General features: G+C 60.4%; 15 protein-coding genes. 8 read left to right on the top strand and 7 right to left on the bottom strand.

Going from position 1 to position 17320, the window contains the following annotated elements:
- Positions 1 to 381: 381 nt before the first annotated feature.
- Together GV819_RS10375 and GV819_RS10370 are read left to right on the top strand one after the other, a co-directional pair.
- Positions 382 to 1104 (top strand): response regulator, encoded by a 723-nt coding sequence (locus GV819_RS10375; protein WP_161755982.1) that lies wholly within the window; start codon positions 382 to 384, stop codon positions 1102 to 1104.
- Positions 1101 to 2711: an ATP-binding protein gene (locus GV819_RS10370; RefSeq protein ID WP_161755981.1), complete on the top strand. Its 1611-nt coding sequence runs from the start codon at positions 1101 to 1103 to the stop codon at positions 2709 to 2711. The genes GV819_RS10375 and GV819_RS10370 overlap by 4 nt, the downstream gene beginning before the upstream one ends.
- Before the next feature lie 11 nt (positions 2712 to 2722).
- Here the strand turns inward: GV819_RS10370 and GV819_RS10365 are convergent, their stop codons facing one another.
- Positions 2723 to 3448 (bottom strand): 4'-phosphopantetheinyl transferase family protein, encoded by a 726-nt coding sequence (locus GV819_RS10365; RefSeq protein WP_161755980.1) that lies wholly within the window; start codon positions 3446 to 3448, stop codon positions 2723 to 2725.
- A 107-nt stretch (positions 3449 to 3555) separates the two neighbouring features.
- Positions 3556 to 4347: a dienelactone hydrolase family protein gene (locus tag GV819_RS10360; RefSeq protein WP_161755979.1), complete on the bottom strand. Its 792-nt coding sequence runs from the start codon at positions 4345 to 4347 to the stop codon at positions 3556 to 3558.
- Between the two features lie 145 nt (positions 4348 to 4492).
- Here GV819_RS10360 and GV819_RS10355 point away from each other — a divergent pair, with 145 nt between their 5' ends.
- The 3 genes from GV819_RS10355 to GV819_RS10345 all read left to right on the top strand — a co-directional run bounded on the left by GV819_RS10355 (position 4493) and on the right by GV819_RS10345 (position 7235).
- Positions 4493 to 5095: a hypothetical protein gene (locus GV819_RS10355; protein ID WP_161755978.1), complete on the top strand. Its 603-nt coding sequence runs from the start codon at positions 4493 to 4495 to the stop codon at positions 5093 to 5095.
- A gap of 119 nt (positions 5096 to 5214) precedes the next feature.
- The gene (locus GV819_RS10350; RefSeq protein WP_161755977.1) at positions 5215 to 5892 is read left to right on the top strand and encodes a response regulator; all 678 of its coding nucleotides are present in this window, start codon (positions 5215 to 5217) and stop codon (positions 5890 to 5892) included.
- Positions 5889 to 7235 (top strand): ATP-binding protein, encoded by a 1347-nt coding sequence (locus GV819_RS10345; RefSeq protein ID WP_161755976.1) that lies wholly within the window; start codon positions 5889 to 5891, stop codon positions 7233 to 7235. Before GV819_RS10350 ends, GV819_RS10345 begins: the two co-directional genes overlap by 4 nt.
- Positions 7236 to 7244: 9 nt before the next feature.
- Here GV819_RS10345 and GV819_RS10340 read toward each other — a convergent pair whose 3' ends face one another.
- Positions 7245 to 8243 (bottom strand): AraC family transcriptional regulator, encoded by a 999-nt coding sequence (locus tag GV819_RS10340; RefSeq protein WP_161755975.1) that lies wholly within the window; start codon positions 8241 to 8243, stop codon positions 7245 to 7247.
- A gap of 332 nt (positions 8244 to 8575) precedes the next feature.
- Here GV819_RS10340 and GV819_RS10335 point away from each other — a divergent pair, with 332 nt between their 5' ends.
- On the top strand, positions 8576 to 9907 hold the full coding sequence (locus tag GV819_RS10335; RefSeq protein ID WP_161755974.1) for a dicarboxylate/amino acid:cation symporter: 1332 nt from the start codon (positions 8576 to 8578) through the stop codon (positions 9905 to 9907).
- A 148-nt stretch (positions 9908 to 10055) separates the two neighbouring features.
- Positions 10056 to 11237 carry a CaiB/BaiF CoA transferase family protein gene (locus GV819_RS10330; RefSeq protein ID WP_161755973.1) on the top strand — a complete coding sequence of 394 codons (1182 nt, stop codon included), beginning with the start codon at positions 10056 to 10058 and terminating at the stop codon, positions 11235 to 11237.
- A 33-nt stretch (positions 11238 to 11270) separates the two neighbouring features.
- Here GV819_RS10330 and GV819_RS10325 read toward each other — a convergent pair whose 3' ends face one another.
- Positions 11271 to 11765: a SprT family zinc-dependent metalloprotease gene (locus tag GV819_RS10325; RefSeq protein WP_161755972.1), complete on the bottom strand. Its 495-nt coding sequence runs from the start codon at positions 11763 to 11765 to the stop codon at positions 11271 to 11273.
- Between the two features lie 151 nt (positions 11766 to 11916).
- Positions 11917 to 12519 (bottom strand): Yip1 family protein, encoded by a 603-nt coding sequence (locus tag GV819_RS10320; protein WP_161755971.1) that lies wholly within the window; start codon positions 12517 to 12519, stop codon positions 11917 to 11919.
- Positions 12520 to 12809: 290 nt separating this feature from the next.
- Here GV819_RS10320 and ttcA point away from each other — a divergent pair, with 290 nt between their 5' ends.
- A complete protein-coding gene (gene ttcA / locus GV819_RS10315) occupies positions 12810 to 13634 on the top strand; it encodes a tRNA 2-thiocytidine(32) synthetase TtcA (protein ID WP_161755970.1) in 825 nt (274 codons plus the stop codon).
- Positions 13635 to 13693: 59 nt separating this feature from the next.
- Here the strand turns inward: ttcA and GV819_RS10310 are convergent, their stop codons facing one another.
- Together GV819_RS10310 and arnT are read right to left on the bottom strand one after the other, a co-directional pair.
- A complete protein-coding gene (locus GV819_RS10310; protein WP_161755969.1) occupies positions 13694 to 15229 on the bottom strand; it encodes an ArnT family glycosyltransferase in 1536 nt (511 codons plus the stop codon).
- 132 nt (positions 15230 to 15361) lie between these two features.
- Positions 15362 to 17014 carry a lipid IV(A) 4-amino-4-deoxy-L-arabinosyltransferase gene (gene arnT / locus GV819_RS10305; protein WP_161755968.1) on the bottom strand — a complete coding sequence of 551 codons (1653 nt, stop codon included), beginning with the start codon at positions 17012 to 17014 and terminating at the stop codon, positions 15362 to 15364.
- Positions 17015 to 17320 lie beyond the last annotated feature (306 nt).

The following is a 17320-nucleotide window of genomic DNA, read 5'->3' as shown; positions in this document are numbered from 1 at the left end:
TTTTAGCCGCCGGGATACAAGATAATGCGTTTTGGGGACTGATTGCAACGTACTGCCTGTGGATAAGGCTGTGCGTAAATTGTGTATGAATCGGGTAAGACTCATGCAGCCCGCAGTCCCCGTGCATGCAACCGTTTGTCACTGTTTTTTACGTCCAGAAATTACCGTGGGCGGATTTTTGCGGGCGCGAACCCTATCACAAAAAAACGTCCTGACCGAATCGTTTTAGCTGCTTGTGTGGAGCCCCGCACCGGTTGCTACAATCCGCCGCGATCTACTGGGTGTTATCTGCCTTTCTCATGGCAAGTTATCCGCCTTTTTCATGACAAAAAGACGGGTGTCTTCTTTCCGACGGTGTGCTGGCAATAAAAGAGGTCGAGCATGGAGCAAGAAGCCTGGCAGGTACTGATTGTCGAGGATGACCAGCGGCTGGCTGAGTTGACCCGTGAATACCTGGAGAGCAGCGGCCTGCAGGTGGCGATTGAGGGCAATGGAGCACTGGCCGCCGCGCGGATCATTGCCGAGCAACCGGACCTGGTGATTCTCGACTTGATGCTGCCGGGAGAAGACGGCTTGAGCATCTGCCGCAAGGTTCGTGATCGCTATGACGGACCTATCCTCATGCTCACTGCCCGCACCGATGATATGGACCAGGTCATGGGTTTGGACCTGGGTGCCGACGACTATGTCTGCAAGCCGGTACGTCCACGGCTGTTGCTGGCGCGGATCCAGGCCTTGCTGCGCCGCAGTGAAGCGACAGAGCCTGTGGCGGAGAAAACCCGACGCCTGCAATTCGGTCCCCTGGTGGTGGACAACGCCCTGCGTGAGGCGTGGCTGAGCGACGCCGGGATCGAGCTGACCAGCGCCGAGTTCGACCTGCTGTGGCTGCTGGTAGTGAATGCCGGACGGATTCTTTCCCGAGAGGAAATCTTCACCGCGCTGCGCGGTATCGGCTACGACGGGCAAGATCGCTCCATCGATGTGCGGATCTCGCGCATCCGGCCCAAGATCGGTGATGACCCCGAGCACCCGCGACTGATCAAGACCATTCGCAGCAAGGGGTATCTGTTCGTCCCTGAAGCCGCCGCCGATATGTCCCTGTGAACTCGATCTTCCTGCGTATCTATGGCGGCATGTGCGCCGCGCTGATTCTGGTGGCGTTACTTGGGGTGCTGGCCCTGCATTTGCTGAACCAGGTGCGCAGCGAGCAATACCGCGAGCGTCTGGCCCACGGGACCTTCTCGCTGATGGCAGATAACCTTCAGCCGATGAGCGAGATCGAGCGTCGTCGGGCGCTGGCGGTGTGGGAGCGGCTGCTGGGGATTCCCCTGAGCTTGAAGACGTTCAGCCAGACTGACCTGGACAGCAGCCAGCGTGGTCGGGTGCTACGCGGCCAGGCGCTGGTAGAGCAGATCGGGCCATTTGCCGCTCGGGTCTATCGCCTGGTCAGCGAGAAGGAGCAGTTGCTGCTCAGTGCCGAAGTGCAACAGATCAGCGAGCAATTGGCCCGGGCCACCATCTATCTGCTGGCTGACGAACTGGTGCGTTATCCGGTGGCAGAGCAGCCGCAGCGTCTGGCGGCATTGAAGGAAGCCAAGGGCTTCGGTTTCGATATGCACTTGTCCACCCTCGACGCCGCGGACATGGACGAGGATCAGCGCCGGCGGGTGGCCGAGGGCGATACGGTAATGGCCCTGGGCAAGGGCGGCGATTCGATCCGGGTCTTCGCCGGACTGGTGGGCACGCCCTGGGTGCTGGAGATCGGTCCCCTGTATCAGATGAATCCTTATCCTCCCGAATGGCTGGTGCTGATTACCGTGTTGGGCCTGAGCCTGATCGGTTTGATCGTCTATCTATTGGTCCGTCAGTTGGAGCGACGCCTCAGTGGCTTGGAATCCGCAGCCACGCGGATTGCCAAGGGCAGCCTGGAAACCCGGGTGCCGGCCCGTGGTGCGGACTCGGTGGGGCGCCTGGCGGCAGCATTCAACGGCATGGCCGAGCACCTGCAGCGCTTGCTGGCGATCCAGCGTGAACTGGTGCGGGCGGTCTCCCACGAGCTGCGCACACCGGTGGCGCGGCTGCGTTTCGGTCTGGAGATGATTGCTTCGGCGAGCACCGATCAGGCGCGGCAGAAGTACCTGGATGGCATGGATAACGATATTCAGGATCTCGACCGACTGGTGGACGAGATGCTCACCTATGCGCGCTTGGAGCAGGGCTCGCCGGCCTTGAACTTCCAGCGTATCGACCTGAATGCCCTGATCAACCAGGTGATCAGCGAGCTGGCGCCGTTGCGGGCCAACCTCAAGGTCCAGCGTGGCTTGTGCCTGTCTGCCGCAGAGTGTGATGGTGCCTGGGTCGAGGCTGAGCCGCGCTATCTTCACCGGGCGCTGCAGAACCTGGTGAGCAATGCCATGCGCCATGCGCGATCCCAGGTGACCGTGAGTTATCAGGTGGGCCAACTGCGTTGCCGAGTGGATGTGGAAGATGACGGTCCTGGTGTGCCGGAAAGCGCCTGGGAGAAGATCTTCACGCCGTTTCTGCGCCTGGATGACAGTCGGACCCGGGCCTCCGGCGGCCATGGGTTGGGGCTGTCGATTGTGCGGCGGATCATCCATTGGCACGAGGGGCGTGCCCTGATCAGCAACAGCAAGAATCTTGGAGGCGCCTGCTTCAGCCTGAGTTGGCCTCGACAGCAGGAGCCCCATTGAGTGTGAAAGGGTCAGGCCTTGATGGCGATCAGGCTTAGCAGTTGATCGCCCTCGACGGCGAATTGGCCCAGTAGCTCGCGTCCGTGGTGCCATTCCTCGGACAAGTCCGTGAGCAGGCGTACCCGCACCTGGCCTTCCGGGCTCCACTCCAGCACTTCGGCGTGTTCGAAGTAGAAGCTTTTGCGCACCAGCGGATACAGGGTCTTGAACAGGCTTTCCTTGATCGAAAAGGTCAGGGTCACCGCCAGGGCCTGCTGCTTGGCTGTCAGTTGGTCCCGGCGTTGCAACTCCGCGGGGGTGAGAATCTGCTCTGCCAGCTTGGCTGCGCGCTCTTCGCTCAGCAGTGTTTCCAGGTCCATCCCCAAGGCTTGCCAGTGTTGCTTGTCGGCGACGATGGCGGCAGCACGCCCGCTGCTGTGGGTGATCGAGCCGCAGATATGCGCAGGCCAGATCGGTGCCCGATCGGTATCGATGGGAGGCACCCAGTCCAGTTGTTGCAACTGGCGCAAGGCGGCCCGGGCACACAGGCGTCCGGCGAGGAATTCAGTCTGGCGCTTGGCCACCGAGCGCTGGATGCTCGGCGGTGCTTCAATTCCACTGCGTTGGAAGTCATCCATGGTCAACTGCCCGGGGTTGAACCGGGTGCTTAGCCAAAGGGTGTGGGGCAAGGCTTGCGGCAATGGCCAGGAAGCGTCCAGTGGGGTGCAGCAGGCTGGTAGGGGAGGGAGAGCATTCATGGTCGCTAGTGTGCCGGGTTGCGCTCATCGAGGGTAGTCGTCCATCGCGCGAGGGGTTGCCGCAGAGCCGTTGCGGCAACTCCATAACGCACGGGTTCGAGACGCTGTCAGCCGAACAGCTTCTTGAAGAAGGCTTGCATGTCCGCCCAGGAATGTTCATCGGCGGCCTTGTTATAGCCGATGTCCAGGCCGCCGTGTTCGCCATGGCTCAAGCGGTCGGCATCGGGATTACTGAAGCCGTGTTTGGCGCCTTGCAGGCTGACAAATTGATAGTCGGCACCGGCCTTGTCCATCTCTGCCTTGAAGGTGGCGACGTTGTCGGCCGTGACCATGCTGTCCTGCGCGCCATGCTCCACCAGGATTTTTGCTTTGACACTGCCAGGCGTCGCCGGTGCTTGTGTGACCAGGGCACCATGAAAACTCACCACGCCGGCCAGTGGGAGGCCCTGGCGGGCAGCGTCGAGGACGACCTTGCCGCCAAAGCAGTAACCAATGGCCGCGAGTTTTTGCGGGTTGGTCTGCGGCTGTTGCTTCAGCAGTTCAAGGCCGGCATCGAAGCGCGCGCTGGCGGCAGCACTGTCCTTGAGTGCGGCCTGCATGAACGCCATGGCGTCTTGCGGGTGTTCGGTGTGCTTGCCTTCGCCATACATGTCGATGGCCAGTGCGCTGTAGCCCAGGGCGGCAAGGTCCCGAGCCCGGCGCTTGGCGTAATCGTTGAGCCCCCACCATTCGTGGACCACGACCACGCCTGGGCGAGGACCCTGTACGGCGTCGTCGTAGGCGTAGTAGCCGATCAGCGGCGTGCCATCGGCACTGCGATAGGGGATTTCCTGGGTCTTGATTGCAGCCTGGCCGAGGCCGCTGAGGGTTAACAGAAAGACAGCCAAGAGCACGCGCATAGGAGGAACTCCGGTTGAAAAGGCGTCAAAACAGCCTAGTCGATCTGGTTCAGGCGAGGTTAAGGGTGTGTTCAGGGGGAGTTCAGGGCGGGCTGTTTACTCTAGCCCCGTACCCAAAAAGCCTATAGTGCAAAGGAAACTTCCTATGACTTTATTGAAAAAAATGCTCCTGGCCTTTACCGTTCTCGGCGCCAGCGCCGCTGTCCAAGCGGCTGATAGCAACTTCGCCAGCCTGACTTTTGGCCAGACCAGCGACAAGGTCAAGAAGTCCAGTCAGCTCAACAGCAACCTCGGCCATCCGAACGCCGATGGTGTGATTGGCAAGGACAACACTTGGGGTGTGCGCTTCGGTCAACAGAATGACCAGGGCCGCTACTACGCCACTTACGATTACGTTTCCGGCTCCCACAATGGCATTAAACTGCGTCAGCAAAATCTGCTGGGCAGTTACGATATGTTCCTGCCGGTGACCAGCAGCACCAAACTCTTTGGCGGCGGCACCGCAGGCCTGACCAAGCTGACTCAGGAATCTCCAGGGTTCAGTCGTGACAGTGATATCGGTTACGCGGTAGGGGTGCAGGCCGGTGTCCTGCAACAGGTTTCGCAAAATACCTCGGTGGAGCTCGGCTACCGTTACCTGCGCAGTAATGCCGGGACCGAGATGAGTGAACGCGGTGGCAGCAAGCAGGGTTCGCTGAGCCTCACCAGCAGTGCCCAGACTTACCTGTCGGCCAACTACGCTTTCTGATAAGCGGTTTGGCCTGACCCGCGCCGGATCGTGCCTTGGGCACGGTCCGGCGTTGTCGCATCAATCATCAGGGCGCAGGGGCGCCCATGGAGATGCTGAATTTTGCCTGGGAGCGCGTTATGAAATTGCTGGTCGTTGAAGATGAAGCGCTGTTGCGCCATCACTTGCAAACCCGCCTCACCGACAGCGGTCATGTGGTTGAGTCCGTGGCGAACGCCGAAGAGGCGTTGTATCAGACCGAGCAGTTCAATCACGATCTGGCGGTGATCGACCTGGGCTTGCCCGGCATGGGTGGGCTGGACCTGATCCGACAGTTGCGCGCCCGTGGCAAGACCTTTCCGATCTTGATCCTCACCGCCCGCGGCAACTGGCAGGACAAGGTTGAGGGCCTGGCCGCCGGTGCTGATGACTATGTGGTCAAGCCGTTTCAGTTCGAAGAGCTGGATGCGCGGCTCAATGCATTGTTGCGGCGCTCCAGCGGGTTCACCCAGTCGACTATCATCGCCGGCCCGTTATTGCTGGACTTGAACCGCAAGCAGGCATCCCTGGATGAAGAGCCCCTGGCCCTGACTGCCTACGAATACCGGATCCTCGAATACCTGATGCGTCATCACCAGCAGGTGGTGGCCAAGGACCGGCTGATGGAGCAGCTGTACCCGGATGATGACGAGCGCGATCCGAACGTTATCGAGGTACTGGTTGGGCGGTTGCGCCGCAAGCTGGAGGGGCCGTCGGGCTTCAAGCCGATCGATACGGTGCGCGGCCTGGGTTATCTGTTCAATGAGCGCTGCCGATGATTCGATCGCTGCGCCTGCGGCTGATGCTGGCGGCCACCACCTTGGCGGTGCTGTTCATGCTGGCGTTGCTGCCGGCCATGCAGGGGGCTTTCAGTCTCGCGCTGCAGGACTCCATCGAGCAGCGTCTGGCCTCCGACGTCACTACCCTGATTTCCGCCGCGCGGATCGAAAACAACCGTCTGCAGATGCCAGCGCAGCTGCCTGACGAGCGCTTCAATCTCGCCGACAGTCGGCTGCTGGGTTACATCTACGACCGTGAAGGGCACCTGGTCTGGCGTTCGCGAGCAACCCAGGAAGAGAACATCAACTACCGGCCGCGGTACGACGGGCGCGGTAATGAGTTCGCCAGGATCCGCGAAGCCAATGGCCAGGAGTTCTTCGTCTACGACGTCGAGATCAAGTTGCTGGGGGGCAAGAACGCGGCGTTCAGTATTGTTGCGCTGCAGCCGGTACGTGAGTATCAGCAGACCCTGGAAGGGGTTCGGGAGAACCTCTATCTGGGGTTTGGCGCGGCGCTGCTGGTGCTCCTGGCATTGCTCTGGCTGGGGCTGACCTGGGGCTTGCAGGCCCTGCGGCGCTTGAGTCAGGAGTTGGACCAGATCGAGAGTGGCACTCGCCAGAGCCTGAGCGAGGAGCACCCTCGAGAGCTGCTGCGCCTGACGGGCTCGTTGAACCGCCTGTTGCAAAGCGAGCGTGAGCAGCGCGCCCGCTACCGGGACTCCCTGGATGACCTGGCCCACAGCCTGAAAACCCCGCTGACGGTGTTGCAAGGCGTCAGTGAGGACATGGCGCAACGACCTCAGGATCGTGAGCAGGCTTGGGTCCTGCAGGCGCAGATCGAGCGTATGAGCCAGCAGATCAGTTACCAGTTGCAGCGTGCCAGCCTGCGCAAGAGTGGCCTGGTGCGCCACCAGGTTCATTTGCGACCGTTGCTGCAAAGCCTGTGTGACACGCTGGACAAGGTCTATCGCGACAAGCAGGTGCGGGTGTCGTTCGATTTGCCCGAACACTGCCATCTGCCCATCGAGCATGGTGCTTTGCTGGAGTTGCTCGGCAACCTGCTGGAGAACGCTTATCGCCTATGCCTGAGTTCGGTGCGCATCAGCGTGCGCGAGACCCTCGATGGCTCGCAGCTGTGTGTGGAAGACGATGGCCCGGGAGTGCCCCCGGATCAGCGGGCGCGGATCCTCCAGCGCGGCGAGCGTCTGGATCGTCAGCATCCGGGGCAGGGCATTGGCCTGGCGGTGGTCAAGGACATCATCGAAAGCTACGGTGCGCAACTGACCCTGGGTGATTCTGCCTTGGGCGGTGCGGCCTTCCGAATCCATTTTCCGGCCTTGTGACGCTACCCCTCACTGCTCCCGAGCGCGATAGGCACCCGGAGTCAGGCCGGTCCATTTCTTGAACGCGCGATGAAAGGCCGAGGGTTCGGAAAAGCCCAGTTGCTCGGCGATCTGTTGCAATGACAGGTTGTCGCGGCCGAGGTGGTAAATGGCAATGTCGCGGCGCAGTTCATCCTTCAATTCTTGAAAGCTCGAGCCTTCTTCCCGTAGATGCCGACGCAGGGTTTGCGGACTGATGTGCAGGTGTTGGGCCACGCTTTCCACGTCCGGCCAGCGCTCACGGTCGCGGCTGAGCAGGTGTCGCAACTGGCTGCTGAGGCTGTCGCCCTCATCCGGCCGGGATAGCAGGTCAGCGGGTGAGCGCTCGAGGAAGTGCTTGAGGGTGCGCTCATCCTGCAGCAGCGGCATGCTCAGGTAGCGACTGTGGAACAACAGGCTGCTGCGATCTTGCGCAAATTGCAGCGGGCAGGGGAAGAGCAGGTCATATTCTGCGCCGTGCTCAGGCTTTGCATAGCTGAAGCAGGCTTGCTCCAGGCGGATTCGACGGCCGATCAGCCAACTGGCCAGGCGGTGCCAGATCACCAGCAGGCTTTCACTGAGAAAGTGATCGGGGTCCCACAGTTCGGAATCATCCAGGCTCAGTCGAGCCATTTCCCCTTCGCGTGTCAGGTACAAGCGCGGGGCTTCCGGGAATAAGCTATAAAATAATAAGCCGCGATTGAGTGCTTTTTCCAAGGTGCGGCAGTGGATCAGTGCGTGACACATCATGGCAAAGGTCCCGCGTTTGCTGGGGCGATGACCGAACCCGAGGTATTCATCGTCCAGTTCCAGCCACAGTTGCTGCAGCAGTCGGGTGAATTGCTCGGGGGCGATACGGGCCTTGGGCTGATTCAGCAGTTCGAGGCTGATCCCCAGCTGTTGCAGGATTGGCGCGCAGTCGTAGCCACGGCGGCGTGCCCCGCCTAGGGCGGCGCGGGCAAAGTGGCTGGCGATGGTGCGTTCGCGCATGCGGGATGGTCCGTCCGTTGAGTGGCGGATGTTAGCCAGCCGCTCGGCAAGGGACAAGGCGGATATCCGCCAAATTGTAGGACGAGAGCCGGTGAATGGGCGGAAATCCGCCATGTTCACTGTGCGAAATGGATGCAAAGGTCGGCCCGACCCCTGATGTCTAAAGGCCTGCAGGTTTTTTTGACGAGATGGCACGGGCTTTGCGATAGAGCCGAGAGATCTGCCAGCACGCAGCTCGACACAACAAATCCCTCCAGCGCAGGAGGGTTCGCACTATAGGCACCGCATGCATCGACGGAAGGTGTATGCCGGGGCTCTTGAGGAACTTTGCAATGACGACTCGTCAGCCACTGTACAAATCCCTGTATTTCCAGGTGATCGTTGCTATCACCATCGGCATCCTGCTCGGTCACTTCTACCCGCAGACCGGCGTAGCCCTCAAGCCCTTGGGCGATGGGTTCATCAAACTGATCAAGATGGTCATTGCGCCGATCATTTTCTGCACCGTGGTGAGCGGTATTGCCGGCATGCAGAATATGAAGTCAGTGGGCAAGACTGGCGGCTATGCGCTGCTGTATTTCGAAGTCGTCTCTACCATTGCCTTGCTGATTGGCCTGGTCGTGGTCAACGTCGTGCAGCCGGGCGCGGGCATGCATATTGATGTTTCGACTCTGGATGCCTCGAAAGTCGCGGCCTATGTGACTGCGGGTGCCGATCAGAGCATCGTCGGCTTCATCCTCAACATCATCCCGTCGACCATCGTCGGTGCCTTCGCCAACGGCGATATCCTGCAAGTGCTGATGTTCTCGGTGATCTTCGGTTTCGCCCTGCATCGCCTGGGTGCCTATGGCAAGCCGGTGCTGGATTTCATCGACCGTTTTGCCCACGTGATGTTCAACATCATCAACATGATCATGAAGCTCGCGCCCCTGGGTGCGCTGGGCGCCATGGCCTTTACCATTGGTGCCTACGGTGTGGGCTCCCTGGTGCAGTTGGGCCAGTTGATGATCTGCTTCTACATCACCTGCGTAGTGTTCGTACTGGTGGTCCTGGGCGCTATCTGCCGCGCTCATGGTTTCAGCGTGATCAAGCTGATTCGCTACATCCGTGAAGAACTGCTGATCGTGCTGGGGACTTCCTCCTCGGAATCGGCACTGCCGCGCATGCTGATCAAGATGGAGCGCCTGGGTGCCAAGAAGTCGGTGGTCGGCCTGGTGATCCCAACCGGTTACTCCTTCAACCTCGACGGTACTTCGATCTACCTGACCATGGCTGCGGTGTTCATCGCCCAGGCTACTGACACCCATATGGACATCACCCACCAGATCACTCTGCTGCTGGTGCTGCTGCTGTCCTCCAAAGGTGCTGCTGGCGTGACCGGCAGCGGCTTCATCGTCCTGGCGGCAACCTTGTCGGCCGTGGGGCACTTGCCGGTAGCTGGCCTGGCGCTGATCCTGGGTATCGACCGCTTCATGTCCGAAGCCCGCGCCCTGACCAACCTGGTGGGCAATGCCGTGGCCACCTTGGTGGTCGCCAAGTGGGTCAAGGAACTGGATGAAGACAAGCTGCAGGTCGAGTTGGCTTCCGGTGGTCGGGCGATTACTGACACCCGTGAAACCGATGACCTGGGTGTGGCCGAAGGTCCGGCACCGAGCATCAAGTAAGCGTCACTGAACATGAGAAACCCGCTTCGGCGGGTTTTTTATTGCCTGGCGCTTGAGCGCAACGGTCAGTGCGGCTGACCGTTGCGGTAATTGTTGGAGCGCTCACGGCTGCCTACTCTGTGGGCAGTCGATCAACAGGAGAGGGCATATGCAAGGGCCGTTGGTGTCACTTAAGGTACTGGATTTCTCTACTCTGTTGCCGGGGCCGTTCGCCTCGCTGCTGCTGGCGGACATGGGCGCCGAGGTGCTGCGTATCGAGTCACCAACTCGCATGGACCTAGTGCGGGTGCTGCCGCCCCACGACAGTGGGGTGTCCGCCAGTCACGCCTACCTCAACCGCAACAAGCGCAGCCTGGCCCTGGATCTCAAGCGGCCCGAGGCACTTGAGGTAGTCCGGCAGTTGGTGCACGACTACGACATCGTCCTTGAGCAGTTCCGCCCGGGGGTGATGGAGCGCCTCGGCCTGGGGTACGAGGCGTTGAAGGCGATCAACCCACGGTTGATCTACGTCTCCATCACCGGTTATGGCCAGACCGGGCCTTACCGGGATCGTGCCGGGCACGATATCAACTACCTGGCCCTGGCCGGATTGGCCAGCCAGACCGGGCGCCAGGACCAGGGGCCATTGCCCCTGGGCATTCAAGCAGCGGATATTGCCGGGGGCTCGCTACACGGTGTGATCGGTCTGCTGGCGGCAGTGATCGCCCGCCAGCACAGCGGCCAGGGTCAGCGCCTGGACGTGAGCATGACCGATTGCGTGTTCAGCTTGAACGCCATGGCCGGAGCCGGTTACCTGGCTTGTGGGGTTGTGCCTGGGATGGAGCAGCAGGTGCTCAATGGCGGCAGTTTCTATGACTACTATCGCAGCCGGGATGGCCGTTGGCTGTCCGTCGGTAGCCTGGAGCCGGTGTTCATGCAGCAGCTATGTCAGGCGCTGGGACGGCCTGAGCTGGCAGCCCAGGGTTTGTCTTCCAGGCCTGAGCAGCAACAGGCCCTCAAGCAGGCCTTGCAGTTCGAGTTCGAAAAACACGACTTCGCCGAGCTTTGCCAGTTGTTCTCAGGGCTTGATGCTTGTGTCGAACCGGTGCTGAGCCTGGCCGAGGCGGTGGCACATCCCCAGTTGCAGGCCCGCCAACTGGTCAGCCAGGTGCCCCGTGGCGATGGCAGCTTCCAGGCGCAAATGGCCTGCCCGTTGAAGTTTTCCGAAGGCTTGCCCGAGCCGCGACACATCGGTGCCCAGTTGGGCGCGAATTCCGCTCAAGTGCTTGCAGAGTTGGGCTATAGCCCGGAACGTATCGAGGAGCTGCGGTGCAGCCGAGTCATCGCGTAGGAAGCTGATTGTCGATGAAGCGCTTTCGTCCCTTCACTCGACTCGGGTTTCCCCGCTGTAAACCAGGGTGTGCCGGCAGCGCCGGCACAGGTAGCGGCGCCCCTGGGCCACCAGCCTGTGGCGTTGTGCGGAGAACGGGAAGTCGCTCTCGGCACAGGGACAGCGGTAGATGTAGCGGGTCATGCTACGGCGTTTGATCTCATAGGTGTGGCAGCGATTGGGCGGCAGTTCGTACACCCCGCGCATGATCAGTTGCCATTCTTCGCCGTGGGGCTGAATGCGCTCGCCGAACAGCTGATGGGCGATCAGGTGCGCGACCTCGTGGGCCACGGTCTGCTTGAGGAAATCCTCGGTGTTTTCCCGGTACAGCTGCGGATTGAAGCGCAGCAGGTTTTCATGCAAATGAGCGACTCCGGCTTTCTGGCCGCGCAATTTGAGGCTGACCACCGGGCGTTTGAAAGGGCGTTTGAAAAAGGATTCAGCGAGTAGGAAACAGTCTTCGACGCGGGTATTGAGTGGCTCGGGCATGCTTAACGGTTCTCCAGAGCGACTGAGTATGCCGCAAAGACCGGAGAATCCGAATCCTCCGGGCGCCGAATGGTCGTCAGATCGTGCCCATAAAGAAGGCCGCCTTGCGGCGGCCTGTGGTGGCAGACAGAGGATTATTATTGGTGTGGCGTCAGTTGGTGTACACGGGGCCGACGCCCAGGCCCCAGACAATCACGGTGAAGGCCATGATCGCTACCAGTACCACCAGTCCCACCGCCAGTACCGAGCTGGAAAACAGGAATCCCTCATCCGACGGGATGTTCATGAAGGTCGGCAGCCCGACGTAGAGCAGGTACACCGTGTAGCAGATAGCTGCGGTGCCGACGATCATCCCCAACCACATATGGGGGTACAGCGCCGCCAGGCCTCCGACGAACAGCGGTGTCGCGGTGTAGGTGGCAAAGGCCACGCAGCGCGCCAGGCTCGGGTTGGCGTCATAGGTGCGAGCCATCCAGTGAATGAAGGCTCCCATCACCGCCACGCCGCCAAGCATGGCCAGGTACGACATGATGGTCATCCACAGGGCGCTTTCCATGGTCAGCATCACTGGCGCGCGACTGCCGATGACCCAGCCAACCTGAGTGGTGCCAATAAACGCCGAGATTGCGGGGATCGCCGCCAGAACCAGCGTGTGAGTGAGGTACATGTGGCTGATGCTTTCCTCGGCATCGCCACGGATGTCTCGCCATTCCTGATCGGGGTGGGTGAAGAGTCCTACGACATGATGAATCATGGTCAGTCACTCCTTGGTTATTGCCATCGCCCCCCAACGGAGCGCTTACAGCCAAGTGGCACAGTCAGTTAGGTCTACATATGCGTGCGACCTTATGTCGCAGTATAGGGAGGAGTTTTCGTCAGATGTGCGCACCTTTAGAGCAAATTGCGCTGTAAACCCCTGGGTTAATCGCTAGCGTCTCTGTCACCCGGGGGCTGTAGCCGCTGCTCGGGGGCGCTTTCGCGGGGTTGGGGTTTTTGCGTAAAATGTCCGGCTTTTCGTCACACACCTCGCGGATTTCAAGCGCCATGGGCACTCTTACGGTCAACCAGAACAAACTGCAGAAACGCCTTCGCCGACTGGCGGGCGAAGCGGTCGCCGATTTCAACATGATCGAAGACGGTGACAAGGTGATGGTTTGCCTGTCCGGTGGTAAGGACAGCTACGCCATGCTCGACGTGCTGCTGCACCTGCAGAAGGTGGCGCCGATCAAGTTCGAGATCGTTGCGGTGAACATGGACCAGAAGCAGCCGGGCTTTCCCGAGCATGTGTTGCCGGCCTACCTCAAGGCGTTGGGGATCGAGTACCACATTGTCGAGAAGGACACTTACTCGGTGGTCAAGGAGCTGATACCCGAAGGCAAGACCACCTGCTCGCTATGCTCGCGCCTGCGCCGCGGCACTCTGTATACCTTCGCCGACGAAATCGGTGCGACCAAGATGGCCCTGGGGCACCATCGCGACGATATCGTCGAGACCTTTTTCCTCAACATGTTCTATAACGGCTCACTCAAGGCCATGCCGCCCAAGCTGCGGGCCGATGACGGGCGCAACGTGGTGATCCGGCCACTGGCCTACTGCAGCGAGAAGGACATCCAGGCCTACTCCGACCTCAAGCAATTCCCGATCATTCCTTGCAACCTCTGTGGTTCCCAAGAGAACCTGCAGCGTCAGGTGGTCAAGGAAATGCTGCAGGAGTGGGAGCGCAAAAGCCCGGGTCGTACCGAGAGCATCTTCCGAGGCTTGCAGAATGTGATCCCGTCACAGCTGGCGGATCGCAATCTGTTCGACTTTACCAATCTGCGCATCGATGACAGCGCCGCATCGCGCTTCGTCAACCTGGTGAACCTCTGATCCACCCGTATTGAGCCTTTGCTGCGACGCCGGTGATTACCGGTGTCGCAGCGCAGTTTTCAAGCACCTGGTACCTGAGGGATAAAGGCCACGCTGCCCTCTGCGGATTTCTTGGCCAGGCGCTCGCCGTTGGTGGGAGTTGTGCGAATCATCTGATGATCGCCACTCAGGTAGCTCAGCATCAGCGGTTCATTCTCGCTCTGTTGCACGAAAATCAACGTGCGTTGGGGATCCCAGTGCTGGCCGCTGGTCTTATCCAGCCAGGCCATGAAGTCTGCGCTGTTGCCTGTGCGAGGAAAGTCCAGGGTTTGCGCCACGTAATAGAACGGCGTCCCCTGATTCTGCAGGTACATCGGCAACTTGTTGTCCACCTCGATCATCACCATGCGCCATTGGTTCCAGGGGGCGATGCGACTCGCCTCGGCTCTGACCTGCGCGCTGAACTGGAGCACACCGCCGCCGCCATTGCTCCAGGGGTAGGCAATCCCCAGTACCAGCAGTAGCACTCCAACTGCGCTGGCAAAGCCGATGACCCAGCGCCGCTCGCTGGGTTTGCCGCTGGCGCGTCTTTGCTGCAGGTGTCGGCTCAGCCACCAAGCCCCCAACAATTGGGCGAAGGGCACCAGTGGCAGGACGTAGTAACTGCGCCGGCTACCGCTGGCGGTGAAGAACAAAAACAGCAGGCCCAGAGCCCAGACCAGCCAGCGCTCGTTGGGTTGCAGCTGGCGCCAGTGACGGGCGGCTACCCAGAGGCCGATGATCCAGCAAGGGGCCCAGGGCAAGGTATAGGCCGGTAGGTAGATCAGGTAGGTGTAGATCGGCCCGACATGATCGAACGGGTCGAAGAAGCGCACCACATTTTCGCGGAAGACCAGGCTCAGGCCGCTTTCGCCGTAGGTCGGGGCACCGTACAGGTGCGAGAGTACGAACGGCACCATGTAGAACAGGCCGGCAATCAACAGCGCCAGGCACAGGCGCAGATTCAAGTGGCGTTTCCAGCGACCCTGGCTCAGCAGATGAGGCAGCAGAATCAGTCCCGGCAGGACGAAACCAATCAGGCCCTTGAGCAGCGAAGTCGCCGCCAGCAGCAGGAAGAACACGCTGTAGCGACCCAGGCGTGTGTCTTCCGGGCCACGCCAGTACCACCACACCGAGGCCAGGACGCCGCATACGGTGAGAATGTCGGCGGTGGCCACCCGTGCCCAGAACGCGAAGTAGAACGTGGTGGCCAGCATCCAACCGGCGATCAGTCCGGTGCCTTTGTGAAACAGTCGCTCGCCGATCAGATACACCAGCCAGATGCTCAACCACGCGGCGAGCACCGACGACAGGCGCAACGACCAGGGCCCCAGCCCCCCCATCAGCCAGGCGCTGGCGGTAATCAGCCAGTAGGACGGCAGGGGTTTGTCGTAGTAGGGGCTGCCCTTCAGATAGGGATCGAAGTAGTCGCCACTCTGCAGCATCTGCAATGCGATGTTGGCCCAGCGAGTTTCCGGCCCCCACAACTCACGGGAGCCCAGGCCCAGCAGCAGGATCAAGGCCGATACGCCGAGGAGCAGGATCAGCGCCTTGCGCTCGCTGTTGTAGAAATTCATACACGGGTTTCCCAAAGGAGGAGGTCGAAAGAGTCGCAGTCATCCATGGCGCAACTGCACCTAAAAAAACGCCAGCGCCAACCGCAGTCGACGCTGACGCTGTACCTCATGCGTCAGGGGAGCCTGTGCAGGTCAGGGTTGGCTCTGTGGCAGGATCAGGATCAGTATGTTGCCTTCCTCGTAGCGTTTGCCGCCGGTCGGCAGCAGTGCCACTTCCTCATTCTCGACCACGTCCTTGACCCGCATGACTACGCCCACCGAACCCAGCTTGCGTGCTTCGCTCACCCATTGTCCGACGTCGGCCATGTTGGTTTTGCGCTGCGCCGAATCAGGATAAGCCAGGCCATATTTCAATTCGCCCTCGGTGTTGTACAGCGTCACCTCCGGGCGTTGCAGGCGCCAGGCCAGGGCCGAGGCAGCCCCCAGGTCGTTACTCAGCAGGGTCTTGGTCTGCTTGAGTTCCTCGATGTGCTCCTTGATGAACTGGTCCGGCATCTGGTTGTGCACGATGAGCCCGGGCATACCCGCTGGCAGCAGGGCGACCAGCAACCAGATACCCAACGCTGGGGCTGCCCAGTAGTGCAGGGGTTTGGAGGCCGGTAGCAGGTTGGCGATGATCCAGCCCATCAGCATGATGAATACCAGGGACAGGCTGAGCATTTCGTTGTGGCCATAAACCGGCCGGGTCAGTTGGATGACCAGCAGCGCCACCATTGCTCCGACACCAATCAACAGGTTGAGCAAGCTGTTGAGCCGAATAGCGCGACTCTGCAGGGCGTTCACCCGGTCGATCAGGGTGTTGCCCATGAGCACGGCCAAGGGCAGCAGGCACGGCATGATGTAGGTTGGCAGCTTGCCGCGGCTCAGACTGAAAAAAACCAGCGGCAGCAGGAACCACAGCAACAGGAAACCAGTTGCCGCCTGGCGTTTATCTTTCCAGGCTTGAATGAATGTAGTGGGCAGGAGGGCAGCCCAAGGCAGGCTGGAGGCTACCAGCAGAGGCAGGTAGAACCACCAGGGGCGGGTGTGTTGCGCATTGTCGGCGGCGAAGCGGCGAATATGCTCATGCCAGAAGAAAAAGCGCCAGAAGTCGGGCTCGTGAGCATGAATGCTCAGGACCCAGGGCAGGCTGATGCCGATTGCTACTACTACTGCTACCAGGCCATAACGCAGCAATTCACCAAGGCGACGCTGCCAGAGCATGTAGGGCAGGGCGATGAGTACGGGTAGCAGCCAGGCGAGGAAGCCCTTGGTCATGAAACCCATGCCGCAAGCGGCACCCAGCACGGCCCAGGCCAGCATGCGACCGCGGCGGGTCTGGCTGTCCAGGGCGAACCACAGCGCCACCAGGCTCAGGTTGACCCATAAGGTGAACTGCGGATCCAGGTTGGAATACCCCGCTTGCCCGGCAATCAGGCCAAAGCTCATGTACAGCAAGGCCGCAGTGAAGCTCTTGCGCGGGTCGTTCCACATCCGGCGGGTGATCAGGTAGGCCAGCAGTACGCTCAAACCGGTGCTGAGGGCCGAGGCGATGCGCACCCCAAACAGGTTGTCGCCGAATACCGCCTGCCCGATGGCAATCATCCAGTAGCCGGCAATGGGTTTCTCGAAGTAACGGATGCCCATGAAATGTGGCGCAACCCAGTCCCCGCTCAGCAGCATCTCCTGGCTGATTTGCGCGTAGCGGGTTTCGTCGGGAATCCACAAGCCGTGAGTGGTCAGTGGGAGCAGGTAGAACAGGCCGAAGGCCAACAACAGAAATGGCAACGCCCAACGCTTGGTCATGCCGTTTTCGCTCCTGCAAGCAGTGCAGTCATGAGGCGTGGTGCTCGTTCCATAAGCTGGGGGCGTAAAGTGCGGTGCATTGCTGTCCTCGAAGTCAGGTAAGGAGTTCAACGTACAAGTTCTGGTGTCGGAGCTCACTGATAATCAGCGATTGCCGCATCAGCAGATTTCTCAAAATAAACCATAGCTTTCATCTGGTCTTTCAGGCGTTTTTGAGAATGCTTGTTATAAAGAGCTGGCACTAATTGCTAATAGTGCAAAACACAACAAAGTCAAATAAATAACAGGCTGGCTAGTCTGTCTGTC

Source organism: Pseudomonas sp. Fl5BN2 (assembly GCF_009908205.1).
Taxonomy (GTDB): domain Bacteria; phylum Pseudomonadota; class Gammaproteobacteria; order Pseudomonadales; family Pseudomonadaceae; genus Aquipseudomonas.
Note: the sequence above shows the minus strand (reverse complement) of the source record. Positions and strands in the feature narration are given on the sequence as shown.

What these genes read in the sequence shown, in the direction of transcription:
- GV819_RS10360 (WP_161755979.1), bottom strand. Translation starts at nt 4,347, where the DNA reads ATGCGCGTGCTCTTGGCTGTCTTTCTGTTAACCCTCAGCGGCCTCGGC.
- ttcA (WP_161755970.1), top strand. Translation starts at nt 12,810, where the DNA reads ATGGGCACTCTTACGGTCAACCAGAACAAACTGCAGAAACGCCTTCGC.
- GV819_RS10345 (WP_161755976.1), top strand. Translation starts at nt 5,889, where the DNA reads ATGATTCGATCGCTGCGCCTGCGGCTGATGCTGGCGGCCACCACCTTG.
- GV819_RS10350 (WP_161755977.1), top strand. Translation starts at nt 5,215, where the DNA reads ATGAAATTGCTGGTCGTTGAAGATGAAGCGCTGTTGCGCCATCACTTG.
- GV819_RS10325 (WP_161755972.1), bottom strand. Translation starts at nt 11,765, where the DNA reads ATGCCCGAGCCACTCAATACCCGCGTCGAAGACTGTTTCCTACTCGCT.
- GV819_RS10365 (WP_161755980.1), bottom strand. Translation starts at nt 3,448, where the DNA reads ATGAATGCTCTCCCTCCCCTACCAGCCTGCTGCACCCCACTGGACGCT.
- GV819_RS10335 (WP_161755974.1), top strand. Translation starts at nt 8,576, where the DNA reads ATGACGACTCGTCAGCCACTGTACAAATCCCTGTATTTCCAGGTGATC.
- arnT (WP_161755968.1), bottom strand. Translation starts at nt 17,014, where the DNA reads ATGACCAAGCGTTGGGCGTTGCCATTTCTGTTGTTGGCCTTCGGCCTG.
- GV819_RS10320 (WP_161755971.1), bottom strand. Translation starts at nt 12,519, where the DNA reads ATGATTCATCATGTCGTAGGACTCTTCACCCACCCCGATCAGGAATGG.
- GV819_RS10375 (WP_161755982.1), top strand. Translation starts at nt 382, where the DNA reads ATGGAGCAAGAAGCCTGGCAGGTACTGATTGTCGAGGATGACCAGCGG.
- GV819_RS10355 (WP_161755978.1), top strand. Translation starts at nt 4,493, where the DNA reads ATGACTTTATTGAAAAAAATGCTCCTGGCCTTTACCGTTCTCGGCGCC.
- GV819_RS10310 (WP_161755969.1), bottom strand. Translation starts at nt 15,229, where the DNA reads ATGAATTTCTACAACAGCGAGCGCAAGGCGCTGATCCTGCTCCTCGGC.
- GV819_RS10330 (WP_161755973.1), top strand. Translation starts at nt 10,056, where the DNA reads ATGCAAGGGCCGTTGGTGTCACTTAAGGTACTGGATTTCTCTACTCTG.
- GV819_RS10340 (WP_161755975.1), bottom strand. Translation starts at nt 8,243, where the DNA reads ATGCGCGAACGCACCATCGCCAGCCACTTTGCCCGCGCCGCCCTAGGC.